This window comes from Emticicia sp. 21SJ11W-3 (genome assembly GCF_024138715.1).
In the GTDB taxonomy this organism is placed as follows: Bacteria; Bacteroidota; Bacteroidia; order Cytophagales; family Spirosomataceae; genus Emticicia; species Emticicia fluvialis.
This window is the reverse complement of sequence record NZ_CP092074.1, coordinates 4,043,929-4,060,053: the sequence shown is the minus strand read 5'-3', so window position 1 is coordinate 4,060,053 and position 16,125 is coordinate 4,043,929. Positions and strand designations below refer to the sequence as shown.

Sequence of the window (16,125 nt, the reverse complement as noted above, 5' to 3'; positions counted from 1 at the left end):
GGGCTTCCTGCTTATTATGCTTTCAACTGCGCAAATTCTTTTGCAAAGTAGCTCAATATAATATTTGCCCCGGCACGTTTTATGCTCAACAGCATTTCATACATGGCTTTTTGTCCGTCTATCCAGCCGTTTTGTGAGGTGGCTTTTATCATGGCATATTCGCCGGATACGTTGTAGGCTGCTATCGGCAATGGGAAATTATCTGATAAGGTTTTGATCACATCCAGATACGAGAAAGCCGGTTTCACCATCAGGAAGTCCGCGCCCTCTTCCATGTCCAATTGGCCTTCTATCAAAGCCTCACGCACATTAGCAGGGTTCATCTGATAAGTCTTTTTATCACCGAATTTCGGTGCAGAATCAAGCGCATCACGGAATGGTCCGTAAAAGGCACTGGCATATTTGGCGGAGTATGACATAATGCTGACATCTGAAAAACCTTCATCTTCCAGCAACTCACGGATATAACCCACGCGGCCATCCATCATGTCTGATGGCCCCAGTATATCGGCTCCCGCTCTCGCCTGTGCCACTGCCATTTTGCCCAGCACATCAAGGGTTTCATCGTTCAGAATCCGTCCGTTTTCAACAATACCATCGTGGCCGTCGCTGCTATAAGGGTCAAGCGCAATATCGGTCATTAATGCCAAATCAGGGAATTGAGATTTTATCTCGCTCAATGCGCGTAGGTAGAGCGTATCCGGGTTATAACTTTCGGTAGCATATTTATCTTTCTTGGCCTCAGGGTAATTGGGAAAAAGACAGATAGATTTAATACCCAAATCGGTTACTTCTTTCAATTCTTCCAGCAGTGTATCTAATGAAAAGCGATAGATACCCGGCATGGATTTAATTTCGCTTCTGATGTCTGCGCCTTCCATCACAAACATCGGAAATATAAAGTCGTTGACAGTAAGCGTGGTCTCCTGCACCAGGTCTCTGATAGCAGCACTTTTACGGTTTCTTCTGGGTCTATGAATAAGCATGTGTATATCTGGTATTGTTTGAATACTTAAAAATTAAGGGTGTCCAGTTCCTTGAAATGGCCATTCATGGCAATGCGTTCTTTGGCCCGCTCTATTTCTTTTACAACGGGTATAATCCGTTCCAGGTGAGAGATGAGTATTTTCTGCCTTTCGGCCTCGGTCGGAATCGTTAGCAACTGATATTCTTCATTAACAGAAAGACCTATCTTATGGGCAATGCGGTAGCTGAAGGGCTGGTAGTCTGGCTTGTAATAGTCAATATTTATTTTCAGCAGTTTATATAGCCGGTCTACAAGGCTCAATAAAAACGGATTTATTTCTTCGCTTAAATCCTGATTTTGGTCAAACGCCACTTCACCACCTGAATAGAGTTTTCCTTCAACCGGATTCTGGAAATCAACAATTCTGAAAACCCTCAGCCCTTTGGTTTTAATATCCAACTGGCCGTCGTCATAGCGTTTCGAAAGCTGAGTTATATGCACTTCGGTGCCATAACCTGCAACTTTATTGTTAATAAATGTGGGTATTCCGAACGTTACCTGATTCTCAAGGCACTCGTTAATCAGTTCTTTATAACGGGGCTCAAAAATATGCAGGTTTAAATCTTCATGAGGAAAGACTACCAGATTTAGCGGAAAAAGCGGTAAGAAACTCATAGCAGCCTAATTTGTGGAACATCAGCTTTGAATGATAACACCATGCCTGCCGTTATGGTTTCGGTGGCAGCGGTTTTTCGATACTCACACCAACCGACATAATATAAGGCAGGGGATCCTGGCGCATGTATTGTTTCAGCTTGATAGTGTATTTGCCTTTTTTTGGAAATCTGAAACCCCGGCTGGAGATAATCTTGCTGTCGAAAATATCACCCAGGCCTTTACCAAGCGGCTTGCCCGTTTTAGGGTCAAACAAAATAACCTGCTCTAGCCTGTTGCTTATCAGCTTGGCATCCGGCCCGTAAATGTAGCGGGTGAGGTACAGGTTATTATATGGGTACTGAGAGGCATTTCTAATTAAAAGAAAGATATCATAATCGATGGTTTCGTCAGTTACCTCAAAGGTAAAAGACGGCACATCTTTGATATACCACTTCATATCCTTAAAATCCGTAAAAGACTTATAGATGGCGTTGCTGTCGCAGGATAACACCGCCATACATAGTATAAAGCCTAAAAAAAGGTTTTTCATCCGATCAATTGATTTTCAGTTCCGTAATTCTCAGCCGGGCTGATTCGGATTATTATTGTTTTTATTGCCATTTGGCTGGGAATTGTTTTTCGGCTGATTTCTCTGCTGATTTTTGTTCCCGCCCTGGTTGTTCTGCTGTTTAGCCGGGCTATTTGCATTTGCACCCTGATTATTGGGTTGGTTCGGCTGTTTTGGCGGGTTGCCACCCTGTTTGCTCGGGTTGCCACCGGCGTTTGGCGTGGCCGGCTGCTGTTTATTGGGTTGGTTTTGTTGCTTAGGCTGGTTAGCTACCTGATTGCCCTGGTTGTTCTGAGGCTTGGTCTGGTTAGCGCCCTGATTGCCGGGCTGCTGTTGTTTATTGGGATTACCACCCTGGTTTGGCTGATTACCCTTCTGATTTGGTTGCTGCGCCCCTTTATTCCCCTGATTATTCTGCGGTTTATTCTGGTTTCCCGGCTGCCCGCCTTGTTTGGGTTGTTGCGGCTGGTTGCCTTGTTTTTGTGCTGGTGGCTGGTTACCGGTTTTCTGGTTATTACCTTGTGGCCTTACCTCATTTTTTTGCTCTTTAGATGAAGAATGATGAGGCTTCTTACCCTTATCGGTATATTTTCTATCCAGACGGTCAAGATCTGAATTCCTCGGTGCGTTTCTGTCAGATACAGTGGTATCGAGCAGGTTCAAATCTTCCAATGACGAAGGTACCAGGCCTTGTTCATTCATTTTCATGATTTCAACTACCTTATGGATAGGAAGCGAGTGCCAGTTGATATCGTTATTATAACTGAACCACATAATACGGCGGAAGATATCCGTCTTTTGAAGAACAGCGATACCTTTCTCGGTTTTCAGTGGTTTTTCTACAGTAGGTATGTCGCTCAACGCATCCAGATAAGTCTCCAACTCGTAGTTAAGGCAGCATTTCAAACGCCCGCACTGGCCGCTAAGTTTGGCCGGATTCAAGGAAAGATTCTGATAACGTGCCGCTGAAGTAGGAATAGCCCTGAAGTCAGTCAGCCAGGTTGAACAGCACAATTCGCGACCGCAGGAACCAATTCCGCCGACACGGGCGGCCTCCTGACGCAGGCTGATTTGCTTCATTTCAACCCGGATTTTGAATTCGGCAGCCAGTAATTTGATTAACTCGCGGAAATCGACACGGTCGTCGGCAGAATAATAGAACGTCGCCTTGGTGTTGTCTGACTGAAACTCAACGTCAGACACCTTCATGCCCAGTTTCAGGTCTTTGGCAATTTCGCGTACGCGGTACATAGTGGGCAGGTCGCGGGCAATGGCCTGCTGGTGCTTTTCTATGTCTTTATCCTGCGCAATTCTTAATATTTTTCTGATGTTTTCGTCGTCCTGAATACCCTTTTTTATCATTTGCAGGCGTACCAACTCGCCTTGCAACGACACGCTACCAATGTGGTAGCCGGTAGGCATTTCACAAATCACAAAGTCGCCGGTATATAACTCAAGGTTGTTTGTATTTCTGAAATACTCCTTACGGCCGCCTTTAAATTTTATCTCAACAACATTATAGCGCATACTGGTTGGTACTTCCATGTTTGAAAGCCAGTCGTATGCATTCATTTTATTACATCCACCTGTTGAGCAGCCGCCTGATGAGCAGCCTGCAACGGTTTTATGATTCGATTTTTCGGTTCTGTCTAAGGCCTTTACTGCTCCGCAGCCACCTGATGAACATTGTCCACAGCCCATATCCTCTTTATTGTAAATGAGTGAATTATTTGATTAATCAATAGCTGAAGTATATTGAGTGTACTAGTGATTGAGCTAATTAGTGATTAAAATAAAGCTCAGTCATACTCATTTTCTGCAGCCATTGTTTTGATATAGGCAGAGGTCAGTTTACGCTGTTTTATAAACAATAAGTGTATAGTTATGGTGAATAAAATTCCACTAATCTTAAATGTTGTTTGCGTCTGAAACGATTCGGAGTACCTTAATTATCTGTTTTCAGATACTCCAAAAGGTCTTTGCCTATGTCTTTTCTATAGTATTTTCTGTCAAATATAATGTTTTTTGCTAATCTTTGCGATTTCTGGCGGGCAGAATTTAAAGTACGTGCCATACCAACCGAAACAATCACCCGGCCACCGTTGGTTAAAACACTGTTGTTCTCTGCCAGTTTTGTGCCTGCATGAAAAATAATGGTGTCTTTTTCGGCCTCCGGTATCTGCATCAAATCACCTTTGCGGTAGTCTTCCGGGTATCCTCCGGCCACAACCACGGTAGCAATTGCCGCTTTCGGATTAATGGTCAGTTTTATTTTATCCAGTTTACCGTCAGCAGTAGCTTTCATCAGTTTTACCATATCGGTTTTTATTCTTGGTAAAACTACCTCCGTTTCAGGGTCGCCCATGCGGGCGTTATATTCTATTACATAAGGTTCGCCGTTTACATTCATCAATCCAACGAAAATAAACCCTACATATTTGATTCCCTCAGCCTGCAAGCCAATCAAGGTAGGTTTTACTACCTTTTCTTCTACTTTTTGCAAAAAGGCTTTATCAGCAAACGGCACCGGCGAAACAGCGCCCATGCCACCGGTATTCAAGCCTTTGTCGCCTTCGCCAATGCGTTTATAGTCTTTGGCTTCGGGTAGTATTTTGTAGTTTTTGCCATCAGTAAGCACAAATACCGACAGCTCAATGCCACTCAGAAACTGTTCTACCAGTACTTTGCTGCTGGCATCGCCAAACTTTGCCTCGGCCAGCATTTCATGCAAAGCCTGTTTGGCTTCTTTCATGCTCTCGGCAATAATTACTCCTTTGCCTGCTGCCAGGCCGTCGGCCTTTAATACAATTGGTAACGATTGTGTTTCAAGGTATGCTAAACCTTCTGCTAGGGTGTCTTTAGTAAAAGTTTTAGAAGCTGCCGCCGGTACGCCATATTTCTGCATAAAGGCTTTAGAGAAATCTTTACTTCCTTCCAACTGCGCGCCAGTGGCATCGGGGCCAACAATTTTTATTTTTTTAAGGGCTTTGTCTTTCTTAAAGAAATCAACAATGCCTTTAACCAGTGGTTCTTCGGGTCCAACTATTACCATTTCTATATTATGCTCTTTTACTGCTGCAGCAATACCGGTAAAATCGCTCACTGCCAGAGGTAAGTTGGTAGCCACTTGTGCCGTACCTGCATTACCTGGTGCAACAAATAGTTGCGAACAGTTTTTAGATTGAGAAATCTTCCAGGCAAATGCATGCTCGCGACCACCAGAGCCAATAATCAAAATGTTCATTTAATCTAAAATTATAAGTTTCAAAGGGGCAAAGGTCGGAAGTTTTTCGGAAAAGAAAAAAACGGAAATTAAAATTGACGGTTTGAAGCGCTAAAATTCAAATTGGTTATGCTGTTTTACTTTTTCTACGGTGTGCATGATGGCTATTCGGCCACCGTAAGCAATCTTGCCTGATACCGCTCTGGCGGCTGTCAGATAAGCCAGTTTGGTATGCAGTTCGCCTTGGCCAAAAAACTCTTTTTCTGTACTGAGGTTGTTGAGTGCAAGAGGTACCGGCGACAAAAAACCGAGTTCTGCCCTATAAGCTTTGTAGCGCAGGGCGCTGTCGGTGGTGTTTACAAACCGGTTGTCGAGCATTAGCGCCACACCTTCGTCAAACCAGGTAGGTATGGTGGTTCTGGTTTTCCACCAGCCCAGGCGAGTCATCAGTTCATCGTGCGACATCTCATGCGCAATAACATCGGCATTCAGCCCGTCTTTATTCAATACAATCCATGAGCCCACCGGTGTGCCTATCGTGCAGCCTGCACCCTCGGCAGTGCGGCAATACTTCATATACTGCTGTGGGTCATTACAAAAGATAATGGTTGCATGCCCCAGCCTGTTACCCCAGAAATCATTTACTCTTTTTTTTGCAATGCCTATATACTTTAGGAGAGCGTCGCACTGTTTTAATGTAGAGCTGCCTGAAACATACACCCGGGGCTGCAATGATTGGAAATCATCATAAGCCACAACCGAACAGCGTAATACCTGCGGAAAAACCGCCATAAAGAGTACAAAAACAACTAAAAGAAAGAAAAGTATGGGTTTGATAAATTTCATTAAAATGGTAACATTAGACTATTCGACGAAAGTTCGCTTCAGAACATTTATGTTATTAAAAGATTATGACGTAATTTTGACAAAAAAATTTATTAAACGGCTTAATTAAAAACTATATGTATCAGATCATCCAACCGATTCACTCATACCTTGCCTATCTGACTCTCATTTTGCTGGCCTATGCCACCATTAATGGTATTTCTGGTGTTAGTAATGAGAAAGCATTTGAAGAAAAACACCTGAAAGTAAATAAATTTGCTCTCATTGCAACCCATACCATGTTTTTATTGGGTATTCTTTTGTTGTTTACGTCGCCCATAGCTCAGTCGGCTTTTGCTGATATGAAAGCAGCCATGAAAGATAAAACCCTGCGCCTGTATGCGGTAGAGCACCCTACCATTAACCTGATTGCGGTTATTCTGGTAACAGTAGGCAATGCCCGTGTAAAACGTGCCGTGGGTAACGGTAAAAAATTCAAACAAACCATGATTTTCTTCGGATTGGCACTGGTATTGATTCTAAGCAGAATTCCGTGGTTTGCATGGTTTGATTGATTCAGGTAATAATGCCGTTTACGGCGGTTACCGGAAATCAATTTTCAAATTTAGTTTATCAATTTTATGTTAAGATCATATTTAGGAAGTATAGGGCATTTGTCCATTATTGTCGCGTTTGTTGCTGCCTTAGTTTCTACATATGCATATTGGCAGGCAAGCCGCCAGACTACCCGGGGTACTAAAACTGTTATTGACGACTGGCTGAAATTTGCCCGCAGGGCATTTTATGTGCATACGGTGGCAGTAATAACGGTTTGCGCCACTTTGCTGGGTATTATTCTGAACCATTATTTTGAATACCATTACGCCTGGGACAACGCCTCGCTGAGCCTACCTGTTGACTACGCCATTTCTTGTTTCTGGCAAGATCAGGAGGGAAGTTTCCTGTTGTGGATGTTCTGGAATGTACTGGTAGGGGTAGTGCTTATTAACACAACCCTTAGAAAAAGCAAAGGACTGGAGGCCCCGACCATGACTATCTTTACTCTGGTAGAGGCTTTTCTGGCATCAATGATTCTTGGGGTAGTTATTTTTGGTGATTTTAAGGTAGGAAGTTCTCCTTTTCTTACACTGAAAGAGTCTATGCCTAATATTCCAATCTGGAAAACCAACCCGGATTTTGTTCCGAAAGACGGTAGCGGTTTGAATCCGCTTCTTCAAAACTACTGGATGGTTATACACCCACCCACTACTTTCCTGGGGTTTGCGCTGGCACTTGTACCTTTTGCTTTTTGTATGGCAGGCTTGTGGCGCAAGCAATTTACAGAGTGGGCCAAGCCTGCATTACCCTGGACACTCGTGGCTACGGTTGTACTTGGCACTGGTATAATGATGGGGGGTATATGGGCCTACGAAACCCTTAACTTTGAAGGTTACTGGAACTGGGACCCCGTAGAAAATGCGGTTTATGTTCCCTGGCTGATATTAGTGGCTAGTTTTCATACCATGATGTTGGCCCGCCGCAACAGTTCTGCATTGAAATACACCATTATACTGGTTATAGCTCAATATGTTTTGATACTGTATTCAACGTTTCTGGCCAGAAGCGGGGTGTTGGGTAATGCATCCGTACACTCTTTTACTGACCTGGGCTTATCTGGCCAATTACTGTTATATCTGTTTACTTTCATTATTGCGGCCGTTGTTTTATCGGCTATCCGTTGGAAACACCTGCCGAAAGATGAAAAAGAGATTTCTACGTTCTCGCGTGAATTCTGGATTTTCATGGGGGTATTAATGATAGCCTTGTCGGCGTTTCAGGTAATTGTTACAACTTCTATCCCTGTTTATAATAAAATCGGCGAGGCATTTGGTGTAAAGCTCAATATGGCGCTACCAACCAATCAGGTAGAGCATTACACGCGTTTCCAGATGTGGTTTTTTGTGGTAATAACCATTCTTACAGGTATAGCGCAGTTTTTCTGGTGGAAACGTGTGAAAAAAGATAGCCTGTCAAAGCTGCTTAACCCGCTTATTATTACGCTGCTGCTGTCGGCACTGATTATTACCTTTGCCAAGGTTAATAACTGGCAGTATATCATTGTGCTAACGGCTGCACTTTTTAGTGTGGTAGCTAATATGAGTATCCTTACCGATATTCTGAAAGGCAAGTTTAATGTAGCCGGTGGCGCCATAGCACACATAGGTATTGCCCTGATGCTGATAGGTATCCTGTTTTCGTCGGCCTATTCTAAAATTATTTCATTAAACTTTTCAGGTGCCGAGATTTTTCAGGGCAACGATAAAGAAAACAAAGAAAATGCTCTGCTTTGGCTGAATAGACCTACAGAGTTTAGCGATTTCTCGTTTACCTATAAAGGCCAGTTTGTTGATGTAAGAAAAGTGCCTGGTTATATTGAGAAGAAGTATATCTTACCTGTGCCGGGCAGTAATTTTAAAGGGATTGCCCGTGCCGACGTGGTAGATGGCGACAAGACTTTCTATCATCGTGGAGACACACTTGAATATGAAGCCGAGAATACGTATTATCAGGTAGAATATAAAAACAAAGACGGCAAAACCTTTAACCTGTATCCTCGTTTTCAGATTAATGAAAAAATGGGTAATGTTGCGTCTCCGGATATTAAAAAATTCTGGAACAAAGATATCTACACGCACGTACGCTTTGTAACTTTAGACGAAGACAGAGAGTGGAGCGTACCTGAGGAGTTTACCGTAGCAGTGGGCGATACTTTTTTTGTGAATGACTACGTGGCCATTCTTGAAAATGTAGAGGGTGTAAATGAGGTAGACGGCATGAAACTGAGCCAGGGCGATGCCGCCGCCAGAGCCATTGTAAAAGTGCTTGACAGAAACGTTGCTATAACTATGCGCCCGGTTTTTGCTATCCGAAACCGTGAGATATGGAGCAAGCCTGAAGTAAATACCGAAATGGGTTTGCGCATGCAACTAACCAAAATTGACCCGGCAACCGGGCAGTTTAGCTTTTCGGTAAGCAGGGGGCAGCGTGAGTTTATTGTCTTGAAAGCCCTGGAGAAACCTCATATCAACTTGTTGTGGTTTGGCTTCCTGCTGGTTATTGCAGGGGTTGTTCTTTCGGCAATCAGGCGATTCAGGCTCAAGGGCGCCGATGTGGCATCTGAAATTTGAATTAAACCTATGGCCTGAAAGTACGGAATAGGGCTACTGAATATTTGTGTATGACTACCTGTAAATTGCTATAGGTAGTCATTATTTTTTTATACCTTCGGTTATGTTTAATAACACTTGCAAAGTTAAATATGCTTAGATTTTTGTTTTGTTTATGGGCCTTTCAGACCTGGGCGCAGATTCCGACCAAAAGCTGGCGGACACACAATAACTATGTGAATCTGAAAGGGGTAGAGGTGGTAGAAAAGAAGGTGTTTGCTTTTTCGGGTAATGGCTTCTTTTATTACGATAAACTTAACAGGAAGGCCACTAAATTATCTAAAGCAGATGGTCTGGCAGAAGCAAATCCTACACAGATAAGATATAGCCCTACCCTTAAAAAGCTATTGGTGGCGTATGAAAACGGCAACCTTGACTTAATAAAAATGGATGCCGACGGCGTACCTGCTGAAATTGAAAACGTAAACTTCATTAAAAACACCAGTACTATTCAGACCGCCAAACGTATTAATGCAATTGAGTTTAAGGGCGACTTTGCGTATCTGGCCACTGACTTTGGCCTGGTGGTTCTGGATGCCGGAAAGGCCGAAATAAAAGAAACTTACCAGAACCTGGGTAGCGGAGGAAAAGAACTGGGCATGGAACAAATATTGTTTGCCCGCGACAGCATTTTTGTACTTACTTCTGACGGTATTCTGGGAGCCAGATATGCTGCCGATGTGAATCTGCAATTTTATGGTAACTGGAGACCCGTAACAAATAAACAGCTGTTTGTGCCAAAGGACTACCCTGCTGACCCTCTGCTTGTTAATCCTGTTGAAATGGAAACAGACGCAGAGGGCAAGCTCTGGATTGCTGACGCTGAAAACGGGCTGGTGAGTAATTGGGAGGGTGATTTCAGGCGTTATTCGCCCAACGGTATTACCGGGCAACTCACGGGCGTTTTTTATTCAGGCGCAAAGATATTTGCCTCTGCTGCCACGATAGGAAATGTATTTGAAAACCAAACCTGGACTACACTGCCCCTGAATCAGTTACCGGCTTATACCGAAGATATAACAGATGCTTACGGGTTTAGGTGGTACATCGTGTCAAACGGTGTAAGGGTAGCAGATAATGCCACCCAACAAACACGCTTATATACAGTGGGTAGAAACGCGGGGAACCTGCCCAGTAGCAGAGTTAATACGCTTGCTATTGACAGGGATGGTGTGGTCTGGATTGGTACGAACGACGGAGTTGCAGCGGTAATAACAGCAAGAGATGTTTTTTCAAGACCGGTAGATGCTTATACTCCTTTTAATAGTGCAGGTAGAAGAATTTTACTGCAGGAAACCATAAACAAAATAGTAGTGGATGGGGGCAACAGAAAATGGATTGGTACTAATAACGGGCTCAATTTATTTAACCCCTCGGTTGATGAGTTGATTCAGCATTTTACTGAAGAAAACAGCCCTTTACCGGACTACGAAATAACCGGTTTAAGTATCGACACCAAAACGGGAGAGATTTTTGTTTTAACCACAAAGGGTTTGCTTTCGTATCAGACTGATGCCACAGAACCTGAAGAAAATTTTAGTTCTGTGAGCATCTACCCTAATCCTATCCGGCCTGATTTTCAAGGCGTATTAACCATTTCAGGTCTTAAAGAAAACAGCGTGGTGAAAATTACTGATGCGGCTGGTCGTTTGATTTACGAAACGAAATCAAATGGAGGTACGGCCTCATGGAATCTGACAGATTCGTCAATCAGCCGTACTGTATCCGGTGTATATATGGTTTTCAGCATCGCTGCCGATGGTTCTGAAAGTTATGTAGGTAAACTGGCCGTGGTGCGTTAATTTACCTTGTTAATGGCAACATAAAAGTTATTGTCCAGCGCAATGTCGCTTACATTGCTTTTATCTAAGGTCTTCCAACTGGTGGCAGGATAAATAAAATCCATTGGCCCGTTATCAACAGACACTTTCACGGGCATATCAAATCCTTCAATACAATTCCCCCATCTGTAAGATAACCTGCCGTTTTCAATTTTATATTCAAGCACCGGAACCCGGATGTCTCGCAGGTATTGGTCAAAAACTTTACTGAAGTTTTTACCGCTGCTTTGGCTTACAAAATCTTCAATCTGTTTGGTAGTTACGGTCTGGTGATAGAACGTCTTGTTTAATCCACGCAACACCTGTCTCCATTTTTCATCATCGTTTACTATCTGGCGCAAAGTATGCAGCATGTTTCCGCCTTTGTAGTACATATCACCCGAGCCACCATTATTTACGCCATAAGTGCCTATAATGGGCGATTTGTTTTCGATGTTTTTACGGCAGCCAATCACATAAGCCGCGCCGGCTTCTTTGCCAAAGTAGTATTCGGTAAACAGATTTTCTGAGTAGTTGGTAAAACTCTCATGAATCCACATATCGGCAATGTCTTTGTAAGTAATATTATTGGCAAACCATTCATGGCCCGACTCATGCACTATAATAAAATCCCATTTTAACCCCCAGCCTGTGCCAGATAAGTCTCTGCCCAGATACCCGTTTTTATATTTATTACCATACGTAACCGAGCTTTGGTGCTCCATACCCAGATAAGGTACTTCAACCAGTTTATAGCCGTCTTCATAGAAAGGGTAAGGCCCAAACCAGTGCTCAAATGCCTTCAGCATCATGGGCACCTGTTTAAAATGTTCCTTTGCTTTCTCAAGGTTTTCGGGCAATACGTAATAGTCAAGGGTCAGTACACCCTTTTCACCCTTAAATGTATCATTAAAATGAGTATAGTTACCGATATTCATGTTGATACCGTAGTTGTTGATAGGGTTTTTAACAAACCACTCAAACGTTTTGGTGCCATCGGTATTGTCAACTACCCTGCGCAGGCGGCCGTTAGAGATATCTTTCAGTTTTTCAGGTACGGTTATGGCAATCAGCATGCTGTCGCATTCGTCATACATGTGGTCTTTGTTTGGCCACCATGCACTGGCACCCAGACCCTGGCAAGACGTAGCCACGTAATCGTTGCCATCAGCGTCTTTTACCCATTGCACGCCGCCATCCCAAGGTGGGCGTTTTGCTACAATAGGTTTGCCAGAATAATGTACTACAATAGATTCATTTTTGCCTTTTACCTGCTTTTTGGTCAGGTTAATCATGTAGGCATTATGGCCATCTACCTTAAAAGTTAGCTCTTTGCCGTCTTGTGTTACTTTATCAACCTTTAGCGGAGGTTGCAGGTCAATCTGTATTACCTTGTGCGGTTTTAGTACTTCATACATAACAGTAGTACTGCCCGACAAGTATTTTTCGGCGGGGTTCACCCTGATTCGCAGTTCATAGTATTTTAAATCCCACCAGCTGCGCTCAGGCGTAATGCTTCCACGGAGGGTGTCTTCACGGCTGAACTCTTTTTTCTGAAATTGCCCTTTGGCAGCAATAAATAATAGTAAGTTGATAGAGAGAAGTGTTGTTTTTAACAATTTCATATTCATAAATTTCGATTAGCCAAAGTTAGTCTAAAATATTTACTTTGAATAAAACGAGTTCATAAAATCAACAATTGAGCTCCTTTCGGCTTAAAATCAAAAAAGTATTGGCTGATATCAAAACTGTTTCGGGCTAAAAATTGTAATAAAATAAGCGTAAACAATCAGCAATTTAAAAGGTCGGATACACCAATGGGTGTTATGCCTCATTTTAAATAAACATGAAACAAGCAAAGGACCCTTATGCCGCCCTCCGGTACCCGGAGTTCAGATACTTTATTACTGCTCAGTTTATATTTACAGTTGCCATTCTGGTGCAGGAGGTGGTTGTAAGTTATTACCTGTATGAAATAACACACGACCCCCTTTCGCTTGGGTTGATTGGCCTTTTTGAGGCGATTCCGTATATATCGCTGGCTTTGTTTGGGGGTTACTTTGCCGACCGCAAAGATAAGCGAACCATCATTCAGGTTTGTTATACCATTATTATGATGTGCTCATTGCTTTTGCTATGGGTAACTCATCCTTCTACCGACCACGGATTCAGCCTGGCACAGCAAAAAAACTTTATTTATCTTACGGTTTTCTTTCTGGGTGTAGCCCGAGGGTTTTATGGCCCGGCGTGGTCTTCATTGAAGCCGTTTCTGGTTCCGGCCGAACACTACTCAAACTCGGCCTCTTGGAGCAGCCAGTTCTGGCAGACAGGCTCTATTCTGGGGCCGGCTTCTGCCGGGTTTTTGTATAGCTGGCTTGGGCTGACTAATGTTTTGGTACTGGTAATTCTTCTTTTTCTGACTGCTTTCATTTTTGTTTCGCGCATCTCAAAAAAGGGTATTCAGAATATAGAGAAGCAGGCTGATGTTTTCAAAAGCCTGAAAGAAGGCATCAGTTTTGTAACCCGGAACAGGATACTCTTTTACGCCATTATGTTGGATATGTTTTCGGTGCTGTTTGGGGGTGTTGTGGCTATTCTACCAGTATTTGCCAAGGATATTCTGCACGTTGGTGCACAGGGTTTGGGCATTATGCGTGCCGCTCCCGGTTTAGGTGCGGTGCTTACTATGTTGGGTACGGCGTATTTTCCGCCCACGCGCAAAGCATGGCGCAATATGCTAATCGCTGTAACCGGTTTCGGGCTTGCCACATTGGTATTTGCGGTGTCAACCAGTTTCTGGTTATCGGTAGGGGCGTTATTTCTTACAGGTGCTTTTGACAGCGTTAGTGTGGTTATAAGGCAGACAATTCTGCAGGTTTTACCTCCAGACCACATGCGTGGGCGTGTTAATTCGGTAAGTGGTATATTTGTCAGTTGTTCTAATGAACTCGGGGCTTTTGAGTCGGGGCTATTGACCAAACTTATCGGGGCAGTGCCTACTGTTATTTTTGGAGGAGTAATGACGCTGGTTGTAGTGGGTACTTTACTTACGCGCTCAAAAGGGCTTTTTGCAGTGAAGCTTGAGAAAAACTCTTGATGATGCCTTAAAATAGCGAAGGCCATCTATAAGAATGGCCTTTCACTAGTAAGCTATAAAGTAAAGATTTTTGTTCTATTGTCTGCTGATTTCCAGTACTTCAACCTCAACCAATCCGGCAGGCGCCTGAATCTGCGCCATTTCACCTACTTTTTTACCGAACAAACCTTTTCCGAAAGGTGAGTTTACTGAAATCTTACCTTGTTTCAAATCTGCTTCTTCTTCCGACACCAGCGTGTAGGTCATCAAAGCGCCATTTTTCTTATTTTTTATTTTTACTTTAGACAACAACGAAACTTTAGAGGTGTCGATAGTTGACTCATCAAGGATACGTGCATTGGCCATCAATTCTTCCAGCTTCGAAATCTCCATCTCCATCAGGCCCTGAGCGTCTTTTGCGGCATCATACTCCGCATTTTCAGATAAGTCGCCTTTATCACGAGCCTCGGCAATCTGGCGTGCAATATCCGCTCTGCCTTTGGTTTTAAGTTCCTGAAGTTTATTTTTAAGGTTATTGTACCCTTCTTCTGTGTAATACTGGAATTTTGACATATCGCTTATAAATTTAAAAACCCCTTTGTTCTGAGGGGTGGACAAAAAAAGAACGGCGAAAATTCGACCGTTCCTGATAAATTTTTGAATTTTATCAAAGAAACTACCTGAATTTTACTCGAAAAAATACTTTATTTGCTCGACTTTGGTTCATTTGTGTAATTTAGATAACAAAGGTACAAAGATTTTTTTAATTGATGTATTTTTGATACTACATATTTGATACCATGTAACTATACAACAGATAAAATATGAGAATAGTTTTTATGGGTACGCCAGATTTTGCAGTGGCGAGTTTAAGGAAGCTGGTAGAGAACGGATGCGAAGTAGTAGCGGTGGTAACAGCCCCCGACAAGCCGTCGGGCAGGGGCCTGCAAATGAACGAAACACCTGTGAAAAAATATGCGGTGTCTCAGAATATACCTGTTTTGCAACCTGAAAAGCTCAAGAATCCTGAGTTTCTGGAGCAGCTAAAAAGTTTCAATGCAGATTTGCAGGTGGTGGTGGCTTTCAGAATGCTGCCAGAAGTGGTTTGGAATATGCCACCCAAGGGTACTTTTAATCTGCATGGTTCTATACTGCCGCAGTACAGAGGCGCTGCGCCTATTAACTGGGCGGTTATTAACGGCGATACCGTAACAGGTGTAACCACTTTCTTTATAAAACAGGAAATTGACACGGGCAATATTATTTTTGTAGACAAGGAACCGATTTATCCGCACGATAACGCCGGAACAGTTCATGACAGGCTGATGGAACGAGGCGCCGACCTGGTTTTAAAAACAGTTAAAGCAATTGAGATTGGAGATTATCCGCAATTGCCGCAGCATTCAGATGATGAACTACGCCCCGCACCCAAAATATTTAAAGAAACCTGTGAGATTAACTGGAGCCAGCCAGCAGAGAAAGTACAGAATTTTATTCGTGGGTTATCGCCGTATCCGGGGGCATGGACAACCCTCGCGGGCAAAACCTGCAAGGTATATCTTTCTGAAATGACAGATACCGACGCGCCTGATTTGGAGGCCGGAGGTATGCAGACCGATAACAAGACTTTTCTGGCTTTTAAATGTGCCGATAAACTGTTGCGTATTAAAGAACTACAAATGGAAGGTAAAAAAAGAATGAACGTAGAAGACTTTCTGAGAGGTTTCAGGCTTTAAGTGGCTTTGATTTGTTACCAGATGGC

General features: G+C 43.2%; 13 protein-coding genes. 5 read left to right on the top strand and 8 right to left on the bottom strand.

Features of this window, described 5'->3' with window-relative positions:
* Positions 1–14: 14 nt before the first annotated feature.
* The 6 genes from hemB to MB380_RS17205 form a co-directional block, all read right to left on the bottom strand.
* Positions 15–986, bottom strand: coding sequence for a porphobilinogen synthase (hemB, locus tag MB380_RS17230; RefSeq protein WP_253528830.1), 972 nt, complete (start codon positions 984–986; stop codon positions 15–17).
* Between the two features lie 26 nt (positions 987–1,012).
* Positions 1,013–1,642 (bottom strand): LON peptidase substrate-binding domain-containing protein, encoded by a 630-nt coding sequence (locus MB380_RS17225; protein WP_253528827.1) that lies wholly within the window; start codon positions 1,640–1,642, stop codon positions 1,013–1,015.
* A gap of 52 nt (positions 1,643–1,694) precedes the next feature.
* Positions 1,695–2,174, bottom strand: a complete 480-nt coding sequence (locus MB380_RS17220) for a gliding motility lipoprotein GldH (protein ID WP_253528824.1) — start codon at positions 2,172–2,174, stop codon at positions 1,695–1,697.
* Positions 2,175–2,204: 30 nt separating this feature from the next.
* On the bottom strand, positions 2,205–3,893 hold the full coding sequence (ricT, locus tag MB380_RS17215) for a regulatory iron-sulfur-containing complex subunit RicT (RefSeq protein WP_253528822.1): 1,689 nt from the start codon (positions 3,891–3,893) through the stop codon (positions 2,205–2,207).
* A gap of 244 nt (positions 3,894–4,137) precedes the next feature.
* A complete protein-coding gene (gene purD, locus MB380_RS17210) occupies positions 4,138–5,436 on the bottom strand; it encodes a phosphoribosylamine--glycine ligase (protein WP_253528820.1) in 1,299 nt (432 codons plus the stop codon).
* Between the two features lie 90 nt (positions 5,437–5,526).
* Positions 5,527–6,261 (bottom strand): hypothetical protein, encoded by a 735-nt coding sequence (locus MB380_RS17205; protein ID WP_253528817.1) that lies wholly within the window; start codon positions 6,259–6,261, stop codon positions 5,527–5,529.
* A gap of 116 nt (positions 6,262–6,377) precedes the next feature.
* On the opposite strand from MB380_RS17205, the gene MB380_RS17200 reads away from it, so the two are divergent.
* The 3 genes from MB380_RS17200 (at position 6,378) to MB380_RS17190 (ending at position 11,269) form a co-directional block, all read left to right on the top strand.
* The gene (locus MB380_RS17200) at positions 6,378–6,815 is read left to right on the top strand and encodes a hypothetical protein (protein WP_253528814.1); all 438 of its coding nucleotides are present in this window, start codon (positions 6,378–6,380) and stop codon (positions 6,813–6,815) included.
* 66 nt (positions 6,816–6,881) lie between these two features.
* On the top strand, positions 6,882–9,428 hold the full coding sequence (gene ccsA / locus MB380_RS17195) for a cytochrome c biogenesis protein CcsA (protein WP_253528811.1): 2,547 nt from the start codon (positions 6,882–6,884) through the stop codon (positions 9,426–9,428).
* A 131-nt stretch (positions 9,429–9,559) separates the two neighbouring features.
* Positions 9,560–11,269, top strand: coding sequence for a two-component regulator propeller domain-containing protein (locus MB380_RS17190; RefSeq protein WP_253528800.1), 1,710 nt, complete (start codon positions 9,560–9,562; stop codon positions 11,267–11,269).
* On the opposite strand, the gene MB380_RS17185 is transcribed toward MB380_RS17190, so the two are convergent.
* Positions 11,266–12,912 carry a M1 family metallopeptidase gene (locus MB380_RS17185; RefSeq protein WP_253528798.1) on the bottom strand — a complete coding sequence of 549 codons (1,647 nt, stop codon included), beginning with the start codon at positions 12,910–12,912 and terminating at the stop codon, positions 11,266–11,268. The genes MB380_RS17190 and MB380_RS17185 overlap by 4 nt on opposite strands.
* 221 nt (positions 12,913–13,133) lie before the next feature.
* Here MB380_RS17185 and MB380_RS17180 point away from each other — a divergent pair, with 221 nt between their 5' ends.
* A complete protein-coding gene (locus MB380_RS17180) occupies positions 13,134–14,384 on the top strand; it encodes an MFS transporter (RefSeq protein WP_253528785.1) in 1,251 nt (416 codons plus the stop codon).
* Between the two features lie 75 nt (positions 14,385–14,459).
* On the opposite strand, the gene greA is transcribed toward MB380_RS17180, so the two are convergent.
* Entirely contained in the window at positions 14,460–14,936 is a 477-nt protein-coding gene (greA, locus tag MB380_RS17175; RefSeq protein WP_253528783.1) for a transcription elongation factor GreA, read from the bottom strand.
* Between the two features lie 251 nt (positions 14,937–15,187).
* On the opposite strand from greA, the gene fmt reads away from it, so the two are divergent.
* Positions 15,188–16,099, top strand: a complete 912-nt coding sequence (gene fmt / locus MB380_RS17170; protein WP_253528776.1) for a methionyl-tRNA formyltransferase — start codon at positions 15,188–15,190, stop codon at positions 16,097–16,099.
* Positions 16,100–16,125 lie beyond the last annotated feature (26 nt).

Excerpts from the sequence above, each read along its gene's own strand:
- MB380_RS17185 (WP_253528798.1), bottom strand. The coding sequence starts at position 12,912 with ATGAAATTGTTAAAAACAACACTTCTCTCTATCAACTTACTATTATTT.
- MB380_RS17220 (WP_253528824.1), bottom strand. The coding sequence starts at position 2,174 with ATGAAAAACCTTTTTTTAGGCTTTATACTATGTATGGCGGTGTTATCC.
- MB380_RS17190 (WP_253528800.1), top strand. The coding sequence starts at position 9,560 with ATGCTTAGATTTTTGTTTTGTTTATGGGCCTTTCAGACCTGGGCGCAG.
- fmt (WP_253528776.1), top strand. The coding sequence starts at position 15,188 with ATGAGAATAGTTTTTATGGGTACGCCAGATTTTGCAGTGGCGAGTTTA.
- ricT (WP_253528822.1), bottom strand. The coding sequence starts at position 3,893 with ATGGGCTGTGGACAATGTTCATCAGGTGGCTGCGGAGCAGTAAAGGCC.
- MB380_RS17205 (WP_253528817.1), bottom strand. The coding sequence starts at position 6,261 with ATGAAATTTATCAAACCCATACTTTTCTTTCTTTTAGTTGTTTTTGTA.
- MB380_RS17180 (WP_253528785.1), top strand. The coding sequence starts at position 13,134 with ATGAAACAAGCAAAGGACCCTTATGCCGCCCTCCGGTACCCGGAGTTC.
- MB380_RS17225 (WP_253528827.1), bottom strand. The coding sequence starts at position 1,642 with ATGAGTTTCTTACCGCTTTTTCCGCTAAATCTGGTAGTCTTTCCTCAT.
- MB380_RS17200 (WP_253528814.1), top strand. The coding sequence starts at position 6,378 with ATGTATCAGATCATCCAACCGATTCACTCATACCTTGCCTATCTGACT.
- hemB (WP_253528830.1), bottom strand. The coding sequence starts at position 986 with ATGCTTATTCATAGACCCAGAAGAAACCGTAAAAGTGCTGCTATCAGA.
- ccsA (WP_253528811.1), top strand. The coding sequence starts at position 6,882 with ATGTTAAGATCATATTTAGGAAGTATAGGGCATTTGTCCATTATTGTC.
- greA (WP_253528783.1), bottom strand. The coding sequence starts at position 14,936 with ATGTCAAAATTCCAGTATTACACAGAAGAAGGGTACAATAACCTTAAA.
- purD (WP_253528820.1), bottom strand. The coding sequence starts at position 5,436 with ATGAACATTTTGATTATTGGCTCTGGTGGTCGCGAGCATGCATTTGCC.